The organism is Duganella violaceipulchra, assembly GCF_019166075.1.
Taxonomy (GTDB): domain Bacteria; phylum Pseudomonadota; class Gammaproteobacteria; order Burkholderiales; family Burkholderiaceae_D; genus Rugamonas; species Rugamonas violaceipulchra.
Genome location: NZ_JAHTGR010000025.1, coordinates 34,555 through 52,586, shown reverse-complemented (window position 1 = coordinate 52,586; position 18,032 = coordinate 34,555). Strand labels below are relative to the sequence as shown.

General features: G+C 64.2%; 10 protein-coding genes. 3 read left to right on the top strand and 7 right to left on the bottom strand.

The features are described from left to right. Positions 1 to 26: 26 nt before the first annotated feature. Positions 27 to 1,052 (bottom strand): glucokinase, encoded by a 1,026-nt coding sequence (locus tag KVP70_RS29830; protein WP_217946017.1) that lies wholly within the window; start codon positions 1,050 to 1,052, stop codon positions 27 to 29. A gap of 253 nt (positions 1,053 to 1,305) precedes the next feature. On the opposite strand from KVP70_RS29830, the gene KVP70_RS29825 reads away from it, so the two are divergent. Next, entirely contained in the window at positions 1,306 to 1,785 is a 480-nt protein-coding gene (locus KVP70_RS29825) for a hypothetical protein (protein WP_217946016.1), read from the top strand. Here KVP70_RS29825 and KVP70_RS29820 read toward each other — a convergent pair. From KVP70_RS29820 to KVP70_RS29800, 5 genes are read right to left on the bottom strand one after another with little or no spacing between them, the layout of a single operon-like run. Next, positions 1,782 to 2,738 (bottom strand): VTT domain-containing protein, encoded by a 957-nt coding sequence (locus KVP70_RS29820; protein WP_217946015.1) that lies wholly within the window; start codon positions 2,736 to 2,738, stop codon positions 1,782 to 1,784. The two genes, KVP70_RS29825 and KVP70_RS29820, sit on opposite strands and share 4 nt — an antisense overlap. 25 nt (positions 2,739 to 2,763) lie before the next feature. Further along, positions 2,764 to 4,491, bottom strand: coding sequence for an ABC transporter ATP-binding protein (locus tag KVP70_RS29815; RefSeq protein WP_217946014.1), 1,728 nt, complete (start codon positions 4,489 to 4,491; stop codon positions 2,764 to 2,766). Beyond that, positions 4,491 to 5,591, bottom strand: a complete 1,101-nt coding sequence (locus KVP70_RS29810; protein WP_217946013.1) for an ABC transporter permease — start codon at positions 5,589 to 5,591, stop codon at positions 4,491 to 4,493. The genes KVP70_RS29815 and KVP70_RS29810 overlap by 1 nt, the downstream gene beginning before the upstream one ends. Next, positions 5,588 to 6,526 carry an ABC transporter permease gene (locus tag KVP70_RS29805; protein ID WP_217946012.1) on the bottom strand — a complete coding sequence of 313 codons (939 nt, stop codon included), beginning with the start codon at positions 6,524 to 6,526 and terminating at the stop codon, positions 5,588 to 5,590. Before KVP70_RS29805 ends, KVP70_RS29810 begins: the two co-directional genes overlap by 4 nt. After that, on the bottom strand, positions 6,523 to 8,307 hold the full coding sequence (locus KVP70_RS29800) for an ABC transporter substrate-binding protein (protein ID WP_217946011.1): 1,785 nt from the start codon (positions 8,305 to 8,307) through the stop codon (positions 6,523 to 6,525). Before KVP70_RS29800 ends, KVP70_RS29805 begins: the two co-directional genes overlap by 4 nt. A 492-nt stretch (positions 8,308 to 8,799) precedes the next feature. Here KVP70_RS29800 and KVP70_RS29795 point away from each other — a divergent pair, with 492 nt between their 5' ends. Then, positions 8,800 to 11,670: a TonB-dependent receptor domain-containing protein gene (locus tag KVP70_RS29795; RefSeq protein WP_217946010.1), complete on the top strand. Its 2,871-nt coding sequence runs from the start codon at positions 8,800 to 8,802 to the stop codon at positions 11,668 to 11,670. Between the two features lie 444 nt (positions 11,671 to 12,114). After that, entirely contained in the window at positions 12,115 to 14,985 is a 2,871-nt protein-coding gene (locus KVP70_RS29790) for a TonB-dependent receptor domain-containing protein (RefSeq protein ID WP_217946009.1), read from the top strand. Between the two features lie 78 nt (positions 14,986 to 15,063). On the opposite strand, the gene KVP70_RS29785 is transcribed toward KVP70_RS29790, so the two are convergent. Beyond that, complete coding sequence (locus KVP70_RS29785) at positions 15,064 to 17,976, bottom strand: TonB-dependent receptor domain-containing protein (RefSeq protein WP_217946008.1); 2,913 nt, start codon at positions 17,974 to 17,976, stop codon at positions 15,064 to 15,066. Positions 17,977 to 18,032 lie beyond the last annotated feature (56 nt).

Genomic DNA, 18,032 nt, shown 5'->3' with positions numbered 1-18,032 from the left:
TTCGCCGTCATGAAATGTAACTAGCCTTACGCGGCAGCAAGTCTTTCCGACAAGATTGCAGAAACGCCCACAAATGCGGGGTACTCGGCGGTGATGACCCAGGTCGGCACTTCGGACAGGTAATGGCAGAAACGGCCCTTGGCCTCGAAGCGGGCGCGGAAGCCGGAGCGGTCGAACCGCTCACCCAGGCGCGGGACGATGCCGCCGCCGATATAGATGCCGCCCTGCGCACCCAGCGTGATCGCCAGGTTGCCGGCGACCGTGCCCAGCATGCAGCAGAACGCTTCGATGACTTCGTCGCACAAGGTGCATTCGCCGGCCAGCGCGCGGCGCGAGATGTCGGCGGCGCTCAGCTTTTCGGCCGGCATGTCGGTGTGGTCGGCCAGGGCGCGGTAGATCAGTTCGATGCCGGCGCCGGACATCAGGCGCTCGGCGGAGACGTGGTCGAATTCTTTCCAGGCGAATTGCAGGATGGCGACTTCGGTGGCGTTGGCCGGCGAGAAGGTGACGTGGCCGCCTTCGCTCAGCAAGGCGGTCCAGCCGTCCTTGCCCGGGATCAGGCCGGAAACGCCGAGGCCGGTACCGGCGCCGATCAGGCCCAGCGGCGTGCCGGCGATGCCGTTGCCGCCGCCGACCTGGTGTTTTTGGGTGGCCGACAGCTGCGGCAAGGAGCTCGCCAGCGCGGTAAAGTCATTGACGACGACCAGGATGTCGAAGTTGACTTCGCGGCGCAGCGCCTCGATCGAGAATTCCCAGTGGTGGTTGGTCATGCGCACCATGTCGCCGGTGACCGGATTGGCGATGGCAATCGCGCCATTCCGGATGCCGGCGACGCCGGCCTGGGCAACGGTCGGCGAGGCCAGATAGGCAACCAGGGCGGCGGCCAGGGTTGGATATGCGGCACAAGCCAATACTTCGATCGCCTCAATCTTGCCCGGGGCGGTCTCCAGCGCAAAGCGCGCGTTGGTACCGCCGATGTCCGCCAGCAGACGCGGGCCACCAGGGAAAGCAGTGGTCAGGGAGGGAGGCGTTTGGAGGGACTGAGCTGTCATGATAGATCGAAAATAGTTGAGGCCTAAGCTTAAGGTATTTTCACTCCGCGAGGCAAGCGAAGTTTGTAGTTTTAGTACACATGCAGCAGCTTTGCCACATGAAATTACAAACTGGAATTTTTTTTGCGTAGTATGACTACGATTTTTGCATGCCATATCGCCGCATGCCTGGCGGTTGCGCCGGCTCAAAACCGACAGGGAGAAATGCACACAATCTTGAGTCTGGGTCACTTTTCCGAGGGAGAGCCAAGCCATGAGACCTCTGCCTGTCCTGTTGACCGCAACCATGCTAGCCCTGAGCAGCACCAATGGGCGAGCGGAGCCGGTGACACCGCCCTTTTTTCGCTTCCACACCAGCGAACGCTATTCCGGCCAAGTTGCCAAGCCAATATTACGTACCAAGATGGACCGGGAATATCGCACCAGGCTGAACCTGGGTGCCCAGCAACCAGTTAATTTTGCAGGACACTATGTTCTGACCGTCTGGGGTTGCGGAGCGGGGTGTTTGATGGGGGCGATACTGGATGCGCGCAACGGTACGGTGAACTGGCTGCCATTTACCGTCTGTTGCGGCCGGGATTATGACGCGGAACCTATCGAGTTTCGTCCCGACAGCACGCTGCTCGTGATACGAGGCATGCGCAACGAGCAAGGAGCTAACGGAACCTATTATTACCGTTACGAACAGGACAGCCTGAAGCTGATCGATAGCCAGCCTCAGGCCAAAAACTAACCCACCGACGCCGTGTTGCCCTCGTCCACCTCGCGCGGCGTGCCGAAGGCGGCGTTCCAGGCGTCGAGGCCGCCGTGCAGTGGCTTGGCGCGGTGGTAGCCGTGGCCGATCAGTTCCTTCGCCACGTGGGCGGCGGTGACGTCGTTCGGGCAGCTGCAATAGACGATGATGTGGTGGTTCTTGTCCAGCGCGATCAGCTCCGGGATCGGCTCGCCGCCGTTGAACAGCAGCGCGCCCGGCACGGCCGGCTCCAGCATCTGCGCCGTCACGCTGCGGGCGTCGACCAGCACCGGCGCCTTGCCCTGCTCCAGCAATTTCTTCAGGTCGTCGATGGTGATGCGGTCGATCTCGACCGACTGGCGGAAACGCTTGCGCTCGATATATTTAAAACCGATGAACAGCACCAGCAACACCCCCAGCACGATCAGCGCGGTGGTGCCCATGGTGCTGAGGATCTCCAGCACCTGGTCGATCTGGGTGTGGAAGCCGGCGCCAATGGCGATGCCGGTGCCGCTCCAGACGATGGCGCCGGCAACGCTGAAGCCGAGGAAGACGCCATTGCTGGTGCCCATGGCGCCGGCCAGCGGCGGCGCGATCGTATTGAATCCGGGAATGAACTTGGCCACCACCAACGCCTTCGGCCCCCAGCGGTTGAAGTTGTCTTCGGTCTGGCTGACGCAGTAATCGGGGGACAGCGAAATTTTGCACAACAGGCGCAGGATGCGCTTGCCGTAGTAGCGGCCGGCGCGGAACCAGGAATAGTCGCTGATCAGGCAGGCGATCACGCTCACCGACAACACGGCCAGCCAGTTGCTGTCCCCATCGACCGACAAGGCGCCGGCCACGATCAGCAGCGGGAACGCCGGAATCGGCAAGCCGATCTGTTCAACCAGCACGATCGCGAACACGATCAGTACGCCGTACTCTTGCAATAAAAGGATTAAATTCGCCATCCAGTTATCTTATCTTAAAAAGCGCTTAACCGTGCCGCGGGATCGCCGCCAGCAGCGCCCGCGTGTAGGGATGGGCGGGGTCGCGGTACAACTGGTCCGAATTGGCCATTTCCACCACGGCGCCCTGGTGCATCACCATCACCTGGTCGGCGATGTACTTCACCACCGACAGGTCGTGCGAGATGAAGATGTAGGACAGGCCGAACTCGTCCTGCAAATCCTGCAACAGGTTCAGCACCTGCGCCTGCACAGACACATCCAGCGCGGACACCGATTCGTCGCACACCAGGATTTCCGGCTGCATCGTCAGGCAGCGCGCGATGGCGATGCGCTGCCGCTGGCCGCCGGAAAACTCGTGCGGATAGCGCTGGAAGGCCGATGCCGGCAACCCGACCTTTTCCAATAGCCCATGGGCGATGGCGATGCGCTCGCGGTCATCGGCGCCGATGCGGTGGATGCGCATCGGCTCCAGCAGGATCTGCCCCACCGTGAAGCGCGGATTCAGCGACGCATACGGGTTCTGGAAGATGATCTGGATGCGGCGCTTGTAAGCCTGGAATTCGCGGGCCGGCATCGCCAGCAGGTCGCGGCCGTCGAACATGGCGCTGCCGCCCGTGGCCTGGTGCAGCCGCAGCAAGGTCAGGCCGACGGTGGTCTTGCCGGAACCGGATTCCCCCACCACGCCCAGGGTCTTGCCGCGCGCCAGCGTGAACGACACATCCTTCACGGCCTGGAACTCGCGCTTGCCGAACCAGCCCTGGCGCAGATAGAAACTCTTGCTCAGATTGTTCACCACCAGCACCGGCTCGTCGTCCGGACGGTAGCCGCGCTGGCGTTCCAAGGGATGCAGCGGCGTCACGCCCTGCCCTTCGGCGATGTCGCCGCCGGCGTAACGCTGGTGCTCAACATCGGCCAGGTAGTCGGCGATCACCGGCAGATGCCACGGCCGCGCATCCAACGACGGACGGCAGTGCAGCAGCGCCTTGGTGTAGCCGTCCTGCGGCCGCTCCAGCACGTCCTGCGCGGGGCCGGCTTCGCGCACCTCGCCGTGGCGCATGACGATCACGTGGTCGGCGATCTCCGCCACCAGACCCAGGTCGTGGGTGATGAACAGCACCGCCATCGCGTGGCGTTTTTGCAGGCGCGCGAGCAGTTCCATGATCTGCTTCTGGATCGTGACGTCGAGCGCGGTGGTGGGCTCGTCGGCGATCAGCAGCTTGGGTTCGCAGGCGATGGCCATGGCGATCATCACCCGCTGCTGCTGGCCGCCGGACATCTGGCTGGGGTAGGCGTCGATCTTGACGGCCGGATCGGGGATGCCGACTTCGTCCAGCAATTCCAGCGTGCGGCGGCGCGCCTGGGCCGCGCTCATGCCCAGGTGCAGGCGCAGCACCTCGACTATCTGCGCGCCGACCGTGAAGACCGGATTCAGCGACGACATCGGTTCCTGGAAGATCATCGCGATGTCCTTGCCGCACAGGGCGCGGCGCTCATCGGCGGACAAGGCCAGCAGGTCGCGGCCGTCGAAGCGGATGCGGCTGGCCGGATCGATGACGGTGGTGTCCGGCGGCAGCAGGCCCATCACGGCGAGCGAGCTGACCGACTTGCCGCTGCCCGATTCGCCCACCAGCGCGACCGTGGCGTTGCGCGGCACCCGGAACGACACGCCTTTGACCGCCTCCACCGTGGTGTGGCGGTCGACGCGGAAGGCGATGCGCAGGTCGACGATCTCCAGCAGGTAGTTATCGTCCATCATTTCACCTTGGGATCGAGGGCGTCGCGCAGCGCGTCGGTGAACAGCGAGAAAGCCGTCACCAGCAGCGCCATGGCGATGGCGGCGGCGCTCAACTGCCACCAGCGGCCGAGTATCAGTTCGTTCTGCGCTTCGTTGAGCATGCTGCCCCACGACACCACGCCGACCGGCACGCCGAAGCCGAGGAAGCTGAGAATAACCTCGGCCTTGATGAAGCCCACCACCAGGATCGACATCTGCACCAGCGCGACGTGGCTGACGTTGGGGAAGATGTGGGTGAACATCCTGCGCCAGTGCGAGGCGCCAATGGCGTCGGCGGCCAGCACGTATTCGCGCGCCTTGTGCTTGATGTACTCGGCGCGGATCAGGCGGTAGGGCCCGGTCCAGCCGGTCAGGCCGAGGATCAGCACGATGGTCAGCACGCCCTTCTGCTGCAAGACGGCGGCCACGGCCAGTATCATCAGCACCGACGGGATGGCGGTGAAGATGCTGTAGAACCAGTTGAAGATATCGTCCACCACGCCGCCGAAGTAGCCGGACAAGGCGCCGAACAGCGTGCCCAGCCCCACCGCCAGCAAGGCCGCCACCAGGCCGACCACGATCGAGGTCTCGCCGCCCTTGATAGTTTTCTTGATGATGTCGTGGCCCCATTTGTCGCCGCCGAACGGCAAAGTCGCCAGACGGCCAGCGCCAGCAGGGCCTGCTGCTGCGGCGCCCGCGCGCCCGCGCAGCTGCGCCAGATCGTCGGCCAGCGGATCGCTCACGCCGTACATGTCGGGCGCGCCCTCGCCCGCCAGTTGCGCGCGCAAGGCGCGGATGTCGTCGGCCAGCGGATCGAAGGGATTGTCCGGCAACGCTTGCGCCGCCTGGACCGGCGCCATCGGCGCCGCCGGCATGGCGCCGACAAAGCCCGGCGGGGCATAATTGACGCCGACCTCGTCCTCCCAGTCCGCCGCGATCAAACCGCCGGCCGACAGCACCAGCATCAGCAGAAAGGCCGCGACCACGGCCAGCGACACCATGGCCACGCGGTCCGCGCACAGGCGCCGCCAGGCCAGGCGCCACAATCCGGGCGAGACCTTGTGCACGACGGCCGTCATGTCAGCTGCACCCGCGGATCGACCGCCTGGTACAGCAAGTCCGTCAACAGGTTGAACAGCATGGTGGCCGCCGCCACGTAGACGGTGACCGCCTTGATCACCGGGAAGTCGCTGCGTTCGACCGCCAGGATCACTTCGCGGCCGATGCCGGGTATGCCGAAGAAGCGCTCCAGCAGGAAGGCGCCGATCAGCAGCGCCGGCAGGTTGGCCATCACGTGCGTGATGATGGGAATGGCTGCGTTGCGCAGCACGTGCACCCACATCACGCGGCGCTCGCTCAGTCCCTTGGCGCGCGCGGTGCGCACATAGTCCTGGCCCACCTCGTCCAGCACGAAGCTGCGGTACAGGCGCAAGGTCGGCGCGATCGACACGGCCAGCCCGATCAGGATCGGCAAGCTGGCGTAGCGCAGCAGGTTTTCCCAGAAGCTCACACCCCAGCCCTGCACCGGGAACAGGCCCAGCTTGTAAGCCAGCCCGTACTGAAAGACGATGATGTACACCAGGATGCTGATCGACATGCCGACGGTGCAGGCGATCATCACCGCGCGGTCGGTCAGCGAGCCGCGCACGAAGGCCACCGTCAGCGCCAGCGCGATGCCCAGCAAGGTCTCCAATATTGTCAGCGGCAGCAGCACCGTCAGCGACGGCCCCAGCCGCGTGGCGATGATGTGGGACACCGGCTCGCCGGTCGCCCAGCTCAGGCCGAAATCAAAGGTGGCGATCTGCCTGATGAAGATCCCCAGCTGCACATAGGCCGGCTCATCGACGCCGAGCTGGTGGCGGATGTTGGCGATGCTCTCGGCATTGGCCATCTTGCCAGCCAGGATGAAGGCCGGATCGCCGCCGACCCAGTTGAACAGCACGAACACCAGCAGCACCACGCCCAGCATGGTCGGCAGCATCTGCCACAGGCGGCGCACAATGTAGGCAATCATTCCTGGTCCTTGCGCTCGATATCGATGTACTTCCATTCCTGGTGCAGGATGGGATGCTTCTTATACCCCAGCACGCCCGGTTGCGCCAGCATGCTGCGATAGCGCGAATAGGCCGGCATGGCCGCCGCCTGCACTTCCAGCAACCGCGCCATCTTGCGGTACAGCGCGTCGCGCTGCGGTCCCGGCGGCATGCGGTGGCTGGTCTCGTACCACTGGTCGAACCGCGCGTCCTGGTAGCAGCCGTTGTTGTTCTGGTTGATGTTCTTGCCGTAGAACAGCTGCATGAAGTTGTCGCCGTCGGGATAGTCGGCCATCCACTGGTAGGTGCGCGTTTGCAGCTTGCACAGCAGCTCGGCCTGCTGGATGTCGCTGAAGATCATGCGCTGGTTTTCCATGCGGATGCCGAGCCGGTTGTAGGTCTTGCGCCACAGCTCGGCCATCAGCACGCCGGCCGCCTCGTTGCGCGAGGTGTAGTGGATCAGCAGCGGCCTGCCGTCCGGCAGGGTGCGCCAGCCGTCCGCGCCCTTCCTGTAGCCGTAGCGGTCCAGCAGCCGGTTGGCCAGCGCCGGGTCGTAGCGCAGCAGGCCCTGGTAGCCGGGGTCGTGGCCGGCCACGCCGGGCGGGATCGGGAACGCCAGCCGCCGCGCCTCGCTGTTGAGCACCAGGCGGATTTCCTCGTCGACGTCGTGCGCCATCGCGATCGCGCGCCGCAGGGCGACCTTCTCCTTGCTGTAGCCGCCCACCACCGGGTCGCGCATATTCCAGTAGTAATAGGTCAGCACCGGATCGACGATGCGCGACAGCTGGATGCCGCGCGCGGCCAGCTCCGGGCGCAGCTTGCCGTCGACCAGGCCCTTGGGCGACAGCGGGCCGTCCAGCCAGAACAGGTCGGCCTCGCCGCTGGTGAAGGACAGCCAGCGCGACTGGTCCTCCAGCTGGATGCTGATCTCGATGCGGCCGATCTGCGGGATCTTCTTGCCCTTCATCTGGCGCACGATGCGTTCGTCGTCGGCGCGGTCCTCGGCGCTGGGCGCGAAGTCCCAGAGCTCGGCGCGGTGGCCGGGGTTTTCTTCGAGCACGATGCGGCTGCCGCGCAGCCACTGCCCCAGCCGGTAGACGCCGGTGCCGACCGGATGACCGGCCACCTCGCCCTTGCTGTCGCCGTAGCGCTCCACCACCTCGCGCGCCACCGCCGCCAGCGGTTCGTAGGCCAGGATCATGCCCAGGCTGAAATCGGTATGCGTCAGGTGGATGCGCAGCGTGTAGCGGTCGAGCTGCTCGAAGCCGGCCACCGGCGCGTCGTAGTCGAAGCGGCCGGTTTTTTTGGCCTGCGCGGCCAGCGCGTCCAGGCCCACCACCTTGCCTTCCAACAGCCAGGTGTTCGGCGAGGCCAGTTTGGGATCGAACAGCCGCTTCCACGAGTAGACGTAGTCGGCCATGGTCAGCTCGCGCGGCTTGCCGCCGAACGCCGGGTCGGGCGTGAAGTGGACGCCCGGCTTCAGGCGGAGCAGATAGCTGCGGCCGTCGGCCGACACTTCCGGCAAGGCCGCCGCCGTCTCCGGCGCCAGCTTGACCGGCCGCGCCAGGTAGTCGTAGGTGTACAGGGTCTCGAAGATCGCTTCGGTGATGTGGCCGGTGTACAGGTCCCGCCCCAGCGCCGGATCGAAGCTCGCTTCGGCGGCCGGCAGGATGTAGCGCAGGGTCTTGACCGGCCCGGCCGCCGGCGCGGCCAGGCACCAACAGGCGGCGGCCACTGCGGCGGCGAATTTGATGCACTGCATACGCTTCCTCAAGCCGCTGGTAAGTGCCGAAACAATACAACAAATCTTCCGTGGCCGAAATGGCGGCTTGATAGCGATTAACTAAGGGCCAGTCCCGAACCAGCGGCGCTTGTCGCATAAATGTAACGTTGCATTTCAGAATGAATGCAGGTTCACGGGATTGCCACGCACCAACTTGTTGCGTTCAACCGACGAGCCTGCAAGATATTCGCTTCTTTTTTGATTGTCGTGCAATGTTTCACGTCATTTTTTTGCTGTACGCACCAAATTAGAGCGTTTTTTAGGGCATTGTTGGAGCATTGTTGATATTAGGTAAATAGTGATTATTATGTATCACTTTGAAAGTTTGTCCGTTGACAGCAAATGTCGCCGGGTGATCTGATGTCCAGATGAAAAGAACGTCAGTGTTTTTTTCGAACGGCAAAGCATCGCCGATAAAAAATACAAATCACAAATGTGTATTTCTTCGTTTTGAATTGGGAGCAGAAAATAATGATGGTTGAAACTGTATTGTCCCGCTCTGTGCGCCTGATGTGCGCCGGCGGTCTGGTTTTGGGTATGCATGCCGCCGTGGCGCAGACCGTCGACAGCGACAACGTCGCCCGCGTAGAAATCACCGGTTCGTCCATCAAACGTATCGCCAAGGAAGGCTCGCTGCCAGTGCAGACGCTGACCCGCGCCGATATCGAGCAGAGCGGCGCCAACAACGTGGCCGACCTGGTCGCGCAACTGCCGTCGATGCAGGGTTTCATCACCTCGTCGGCTTCGGTCAACGGTGGCGGCGGCGGCGTGCAGACGGCCTCCATCCACGCCATCGGCACCCAATACACGCTGGTGCTGCTGAACGGCCGCCGCATGGCGCCTTACGGCACCGGCAGCGCGGTCAACCTGGCCAGCATTCCGCTGTCGGCCGTCGAGCGCGTCGAGATCCTGACCGACGGCGCTTCGACGCTGTACGGTTCGGACGCGATCGCCGGCGTGATCAACTTCATCCTGAAGAAAAACCAGCACGAGCTGACCATCGAAGGCACCGTCAACGCGCCGCAAAAATCGGGCGGCAAGAGCACCAACATCGCCATCACCAAAGGTTTCGGCGACCTCGAGGCCGACGGCTACAACGTGCTGCTGGCCTACAGCCACGACGAGCAGAAGGAACTGAACGCCAGCCAGCGCGATTTCGCCAACTCCGGCGTGCATAAGTTCACCAACAACGGCAAGCAGTACGCGACCTGGCAAACCAGTATCAACTCGACCCCGGCCAACGTCGAAGTGGTGACCGCCAACGACGACGTCGTGCTCAACACCGACCTGCTGAACAAGGGTTCGTGCACCCAGCCGCACACCTTCTCGCGCAGCGGCGCCTGCCGTTTCGACTACGCGTCCACGGTCCAGCTGCTGCCTGAGCTCAAGCGCGACAGCGTGTTCGCATCGGGCAAGCTGCGCGTCGGCAAAGAGACCACCGTATTCAGTGAACTGGTGCTGTCGAAGTTCACCAACACCGCGCGCTACGCGCCGGCTGCCCAGCCGCTGACCGTGTTCAGCACCGATCCGGTGTCGGGCGTGAAAACCGTCAATAACAGCTACCTCGGCGCCTACAACAAGAGCGTCGTGCCGCTGCTGGCCGGCCAGGGCATCAACTCTGCCGACGTCACCGACGCGCTGTGGTACTACCGCGGCGCCGACGCCGGCGGCCGTACCGACGAGTACCGCACCGACGCCGCCCACTTCGTGCTCGGCATCGACAGCTCCTACGCGGGCTGGGATATCGGCGGCGCCTTTACCCATTCGCAAAACAAGCAGACCGACCGCGCAGTGGCCGGCTACATGAGCGGCGACAAGTTCGAGGAACTGGTCCGCACCGGCGCCTACAATCCCTTCGTCTCCACCACCGGCGCCGCCGCGCTGCTGGCCCCGGCCGTGCTGCGCCAGGAACTGGACGTGACCAAGTCCAAGATCGACGTGGTCAGCGCGCACGCCTCGCGTGAAGTGTTCGACCTGCCGGGCGGCGCCGCGTCGCTGGGCGTGGGCGCCGACTTCACCAAGCAAACCTACCAGGACACGCCGGCGAAGATCGCCATGGGCCCAGGACCTGGCAATCCGGGCTGGACCGATGTGGAAATCGGCGGCGGCACGGGTTCGCAGGCGCTCGACGCCAGCCGCAACAACTGGGGTAGTTTCGCCGAGTTGCTGATGCCGATCGCCAAGAACCTCGAAGCGACCACCGCCGTGCGCTACGACAGCTATGCCGCGGTCGACAAGAAGAATGTCAGCTACGACACCGTCGGCAACGCTTCGCCAGCGGGCAAGGTCGGCGAAGACGTGGCCAAGGCCACCTACAAGCTGGCCGTGCGCTACACCCCGACCCAGGCGCTGCTGCTGCGCAGCTCCTACGGCACCGGCTTCAAGGCGCCGACCATGAACAACATCGCCGACCCGCTGAAGAACGCCGGCTCGTCGAACGCCTTCCCTTGCCCGATCAAGACTGCCACCGATCCGCGCTTCGTCTACTGCCGTCCAGGTTCGTCGGAATACGGCCTGCTCGACAGCGGCAACCCGGCCACCGGCGCCGGCGCGCTGAAAGCGGAAGAATCCAAGCAAGCCACGCTCGGCTTCCGCCTGGAGCCTAGCACCATGATCTCGTTCGGCGTGGACATGTGGGACGTCAAGCTGAAGAACCAGATCCGCACCTTCTCGCAAGACCAGCTGTTCACCAATCCGGTGCTGGCCAACCAGTACATCACGGTGTATGCCGATCCTATCCAGAAGAGCAATGTGCTGGTGGCGGTCCGCAAGCCGCTGAACCTGGCCTCCTCGCACTTCCGCGGCCTGGACTGGGACAGCACCTTCCGCACCGCCACGCCGATCGGCAAGGCCAGCGTGAACTGGACTGGCACCTACATGCTCAAGGCTGAGCAGGATGTGCCTGGCGTCGGCACCGAGAAGAGCATCGGCCGCTTCGACTCCTATGACGACGTGGTGTTCCGTGTGATCTCGAAACTGGTGTTCGCGCTGAAAACGTCCGACAAGCTGAGCAACTCGCTGACCGTCAACTACCGTTCCGGCTACCACGACAAAGTGCTGACCGCGGATGACGCAGCGGTGCGCGTGGTCAAAGACGACGGCAGCATCGGCGGCACGGCTGGGATGGAACGCGACGTCAAGTCGTACACCACCGTGGACTACCAGATCAAGGCCAACTACATCAAGAACCTGACCCTGACCGGCGGTATCAAGAACCTGCTGGACCAGGACCCACCGTTCTCGGTGCGTAACTCGGGCGGCGGCAACCAGGTGGGCTACGACGGTCGCTATTCCGATCCGCTGGGCCGCACCTTCTACCTGACCGCGTCGTACAAGTTCTAAGCCCCAGGCCGTCGGCGCCACGCCGACGGCCTGGCAGCCCCGTCTTCTTCGGAAGACGGGGCTTTTTGCGTTCTGGGCGGCGACAACTGTGGCGTTAATGTAACGCTCTGTATCATTCTGCAAGCAGATTAACGGCCGTGCACGCGCACCGGTTTGTTGCATCCCCGCTACGCCGGCGCCGTACTTTCCCTTCTTTTTACAAAATAAACAATGTTTAATTACCAAGCATGTCATGTGCACCAAATTAGAGCGCTTTTCTGTGTGGAAACCGGGTGCAGTTGTCTAGACCGGACCCGGCGGTTTTTTGCCCCTTCATAAATGTTTGCAACATTGACAGTAAAGACGGGCAGATGCTCTGATGAAGAAGTGAAGAACAAATGGTTCTTTTCACAAGAAACTAAAGACACTTGGGTGTTCATCGTTTTTACATGGGAGAGCAAGATAATGATGGTTGAAACAGTATTGGCGCGGTCGGTGCGTCTGATGTGCGCCGGCGGCCTGGCCTTGGGCATGCATGCGGCGATCGCGCAAACGAGCGACGTCAACAATGTGGCCCGGGTCGAGATCACGGGTTCGTCGATCAAACGTATCGCCAAGGAAGGTTCGCTGCCGGTGCAGACGCTGACCCGCGCCGACATCGATCAAAGCGGCGCCAACAACGTGGCCGACCTGGTCGCGCAACTGCCGTCGATGCAGGGCTTCATTACTTCCTCGACCTCGGTCAACGGCGGCGGCAACGGTATCCAGACCGCGTCGATCCACGCCATCGGCACCCAATACACGCTGGTGCTGCTGAACGGCCGCCGCATGGCGCCTTACGGCACCGGCAGCGCGGTCAACCTGGCCAGCATTCCGCTGTCGGCCGTCGAGCGCGTCGAGATCCTGACCGACGGCGCCTCGACCTTGTACGGCTCGGACGCGATCGCCGGCGTGGTCAACTTCATCCTGAAAAAGAACGTCCAGGACCTGACCATCGAAGGCAACTTCGACGCCCCGCAGAAATCGGGCGGCAAGAGCGGCAACCTCTCCATCACCAAGGGCTTCGGCGACCTCGAGACCGACGGCTACAACGTGCTGCTGGCCTACAGCCACGACGAGCAGAAGGAACTCAATTCGAGCCAGCGCGAGTTCTCCAAGACCGGCGCGCGCCGCTTCACCGAAAACGGCAAGCAGTACGCGACCTGGCAAACCAGTATCAACTCGACCCCGGCCAACGTCGAAGTGCTGAACTCGAAGACCGACCTGGACGAGGTACTCAACACCGACCTGCTGAACAAGGGTTCCTGCACCCAGCCCAACACCTTCTCGCGCGGCGGCGCCTGCCGTTTCGACTACCCGGCCACCGTGCAGCTGCTGCCTGAGCTCAAGCGCGACAGCCTGTTCGCCTCGGGCAAACTGCGCCTGAACAAAGAGACCACCGTGTTCAGCGAACTGGTGCTGTCGAAGTTCGCCAGCACCGCGCGCTACGCGCCGGCCGCCCAGCCGCTGACGGTGTTCAGCACCGACCCGGTCACCGGCGTCAAGACCACCAACCAGAACTACATCGGCGCCTACAACAAGAGCATCCTGCCGCTGCTGGCCGGCAAGGGCATCAACCCTGCCGAGCTCACCGACGCGCTGTGGTTCTACCGCGGCGCCGACGCCGGCGGCCGCACCGACGAGTACCGCACCGATGCCGCCCACTTCGTGCTGGGCATCGACAGCTCGTACGCCGGCTGGGATGTGGGCGCGTCCTTCACCCATTCGCAGAACAAGCAGACCGACCAGGCGCTGGCCGGCTACATGAGCGGCGACAAATTCGAAGAGCTGGTGCGCACCGGCGCCTACAACCCCTTCGTCTCCAGCACCGGCGCCGCCGCCGTGCTGGCCCCGGCCGTGCTGCACCAGCAGCTCGACGAGATCAAGTCCAAGCTCGACGTGATCGGCGCGCACGCCTCGCGCGAAGTGTTCGACCTGCCGGGCGGCCCCGCCTCGCTGGGCGTGGGCGCGGACTTCACCAAGCAGACCTACCAGGACACGCCGTCGAAGATCGCCATGGGTCCTGGTCCGGGCAATCCGGGCTGGACCGATGTGGAAATCGGCGGCGGCACCGGCGCCCAGGCGCTCGACGCCAGCCGCACCAACTGGGGCGCGTTCGGCGAGCTGCTGCTGCCGATCGCCAAGAACCTGGAGGCGACCACCGCCGTGCGCTACGACAGCTACTCCGCCGTCGACAAGAAGAACGTCAGCTACGATTCCAACGGCAAGGCTTCGCCGTCGGGCAAGGTCGGCGAAGACGTGGCCAAGGCCACCTACAAGCTGTCGGTACGCTACACCCCGACCCAGCAACTGCTGCTGCGCAGCTCCTACGGCACCGGCTTCAAGGCGCCGACGATGAACAACATCGCCGACCCGCTGAAGAACGCCGGCTCGTCGAACTCCTTCCCTTGCCCGGTCAAAGCACCTGATCCGCGCGCGGTCTACTGCCGTCCGGGTTCGTCGGAGTACGCGCTGCTCGACGTCGGCAACCCGGCCACCGGCGACGGCGCGCTGAAGGCGGAGGAATCCAAGCAGGCGACCCTGGGCTTCCGCCTGGAGCCGACCAGCATGCTCTCGTTCGGCCTGGACCTGTGGGACGTCAAGCTGAAGAACCAGATCCGCACCTACTCGCAGGACCAGCTGTACACCAAGGCTGAACTGAACCAGTACATCGCCGTGTACGCCGATCCTATCCAGAAGAGCAATGTGCTGGTGGCGGTCCGCAAGCCGCTGAACCTGGCCACCTCGCACTTCCAGGGCCTGGACTGGGACACCACCTTCCGCGCCGCCACGCCGATCGGCAAGGCCAGCGTGAACTGGACCGGTACCTATATGCTGAAGGCGGAACAGGATGTGCCGCTGGTCGGCACCGAGAAGAGCATCGGCCGCTTCAACAGCTATGACGACGTGGTGTTCCGCGTGGTGTCGAAGATGGTGTTCTCGCTGAAAACCTCGGAGAAGCTGACCAACTCGCTGACCGTCAACTACCGTTCCGGCTACCATGACAAGCCGATCACGGAAGACGACCAGGCCGTGCGCGTGATCAACGCCGACGGCAGCATCGGCGCCGTGACGGACCTGGTGCGCGACGTCAAGTCGTACACCACCGTCGACTACCAAATCAAGGCCAACTACATCAGGAACCTGACCTTGACCGCCGGCATCAAAAACCTGCTGGACCAGGACCCACCGCTGTCCGTGCGTAACTCGGGCGGCGGCAACCAGGTCGGCTACGACGGTCGCTACACCGACCCGCTGGGCCGTACCTTCTACGTCAACGCTTCGTATAAGTTCTAACAGTACCCGCGTAAAAAAGCCCCGTGTGCGCCTGCGACGATCAAGATCGTCGCAAGCCCACACGGGGCTTTTTCTTTATCAGAACTTATAGTTGCCGGTCAGGTAGAACGAGCGTCCGGCCGGATCGGTGTAGCGGCCGTCGTAGCCCAACTGGTTGCCGCCGCCGGCGTTCTGCAGGGTCAGCGGTGGATTGCGGTCGAACAGGTTCTTGATGCCGCCGGTCAGCGTGAAGCGGCCGAAGTCATACTTGCCCTGCCAGTCGACCGTGGTGTAGGACGGCGTCCACAAGCCGCCGAAGGCCACCGAGTCGCCCACGCTGCCGTCCGGGTTGACGGCGAAGATGGCCGTGTCCACCGGATAGGCCTGGTCGTGGTAGCCCGACTTGTAGTGCGCCGTCAAGGTGTTGGTCAACTTGCCGTTGGTCAGGCTCAGCGCCAGATTGCTTTGCACGCGGAACACCACCCCATTGTCCGGGCCGAAGCGGCCGAGGTTGGAATTGATCTCGCCGCCGGCCTGGGTGGTGTAGTTCTGCTTGATCATATACGTGCCGGTCCAGGCCGCCTTCCAGTCGCCGACCGGCGACTTGTTGCGGAAGCTGAAGTCCCAGTCGACGCCGCGGTAATTGGCCACGCCGCCGTTGATCGGCGCCTGCAGATAGCCGATCGTGGTGTAGCCGGCCGGATCGGGATACGGATTGACGAACAGGCGCTGGTACTGCTGCGGATTGGCGAAGCCAACCTGCTCCGGCACGCCGGCCGACAACACCTGGTTGCGGATCTGCACATTCCACAAATCCAGTCCCAGCGACAGGCCGCGCAGCGCCTCGATGCGCCCGCCCAGCGTCCATTGCTTGGATTTCTCCGGCTGCAGACCCTCGCTGCCGCTGGCGCCGTTGGGGCCGGTCAGCAGGTCGTATTGCGCCTGGCCCACCTGGCAGCCGGGCGAGCCGGGGAACGGGCAGGCATAGCTGCCGGCGGTGCTGCCGTAGAAGGTCGGCGCGCCGGCGATGTCGCTGATGTTGGGCGTCTTGAAGCCGGTGCCGTAGGCGGCGCGCAGCAGCAGCGATTCGACCGGGGTCCAGCGCGCGCTGACCTTGTAGGTGCCGGCGCTGAAGGAGTTGCCCACCTCGCCGGACGCCAGCTGCGGCCGCAGGCCGCTGGCGTCGGCCAGCTTGGCGAAGATGTAGTCGCTGTGGGTCTTGTCGTAGCTGTCGTAGCGGCCGGAGACGGTCGCTTCAAACGTCTTCGCCAGCGGCAGCAGCACCTCGCTGTAGATGCCCCAGTTGTCGCGGCGGGCGTCGAACGGCACCTGGCCGTAGTTGCCGCCGACCGGGTAGTTGGCCGACGCCGGCTGGCTGGCGTAGCCGGAATTGGCCAGGATGGTCGGATGGTAGGCGATCTGGTAATGGGTCTTGGAATAGTCGCCGCCCAGCGAGATGATGGAGGTGCCGCCCGGCAGGCTGAACAGGTCGTGCTGCGCGCCCGCGTGCAAGGTGTTGAGCTTGGAGGTGTTGGTCGAGAAGGTGGTGCCGTTGACCAGCGCGCCGCGCAGCTGGTCGGCGCCGGTGCCCATCACCGGATCGTAGACGCCCGACGCCACCAGCGCGTTGAGCTTGTCGAAGTCCGAATAGCCGCCGGCGGCGTTGTCCTTGATCTTGTTTTGCGACAGGATCAGGCTGGCGTTGTAGTTCCAGCCCCAGGCGTTGCCGTCGACGCCGACGGCGAAGTGGCGGGCGTCGGTGATGTACTCGTCGGCGCGGCCGCCGATCAGCACCGAGCGGTAGCCCAGCGTGCCGTCGCCGGTCGGGTTCTCCAGGTTGTTGGCGTCCAGGTAGGGCTGGATGTAGCGCTGGTACAGCTGCGGGAAGCGGTCGGTGGAATTGACGCCCATCGGCTGCGCCGACGGCGCGTACTGCGCGGTCATCGAATAGCTCGACAGCACCAGTTCGCCCCACAGCTGGGTGTCCTGGTTCAACTGCCAGGTGCCTTTCAGCAGGCCGCTGTCGCGCCGCGAGCCGGGCACGTCCTCGACGGTGGCGCCATAGTTGAAGCGGCACTGCGTGCCCAGCGGGCCGGCCAGCGGGCTGCCGCAATTGCCTTTGGCGGCCAGGTAGGGATTGATCGCCACGCCGCTGGTCTCGACCGTGCTGGCCGAACCGCGCGGGCGCACATTGAAGGTGATGTTGGCCGGCTCGGTGTTGCCGGTGCGCTGGTCGAACCAGTACTGCTTGCCGCCGCTGCCGAACTTGAAGAAGGCGCCCTGCGCCGAGAACGGGCGCTGCAAGGCCGTCAGGCGCTGCTGCTCGTCGTGGCTGTAGGAAAACAGGATGTTGAATTTATCGGTGTCGAGATCGCCCCAGCCCTTGGTCAGGCCGGCGCTGGACCAGCGCCCGCCGGACTTGCGCGGCTGGCCATAGGTGGCGTAGGCCTCGCCCTTGGTCATGTTCTTCTTGAGGATGAAGTTGACCACGCCGGCGATCGCGTCCGAGCCGTACAGCGCGGAGGCGCCGTCGCCGAGGATCTCGACCCGCTCCACCGCCTCCAGCGGGATGCTCTCGATGTTGACGGCGTAGCCGCCGCCCTGCCCGGTGCCGAGCAGGCTGGGCGCCAGGCGCTGGCCGTCCAGCAGCACCAGGGTGTACTTCGACGGCAGCGAGTGCAGCGCCGCCGTGGTGACGCCGGCGCCGCCGCCGTTGACCGAACTGGAGGCCGGCACGAAGCCCTGCATCGACGGCAGCATCTGGATCAGGTCGGTCGCGGAGGTGGCGCCGCTCTGCTTGATGTCGGCGCTGGTCAGCACCTGCACCGGCAGCGCGCCCTCCTTGGCGATGCGCTTGATCGCCGAGCCGGTGATCTCGACCCGCTGCAAGGGCTGCTGGTCGGTCGCGGCATCTTGCGCGATGGCGGGCAGGGCCAGCCAACCCAGGCCGGCAATGGCGCCGCCGGAAAACATCAACCGCAAGGACCGCGACAGCATTCTTTCTTGAATCATGACTTACCTCCGCTATTATTTTTGGATACACCCGTCCGACGCCCGCCGCCGGACTG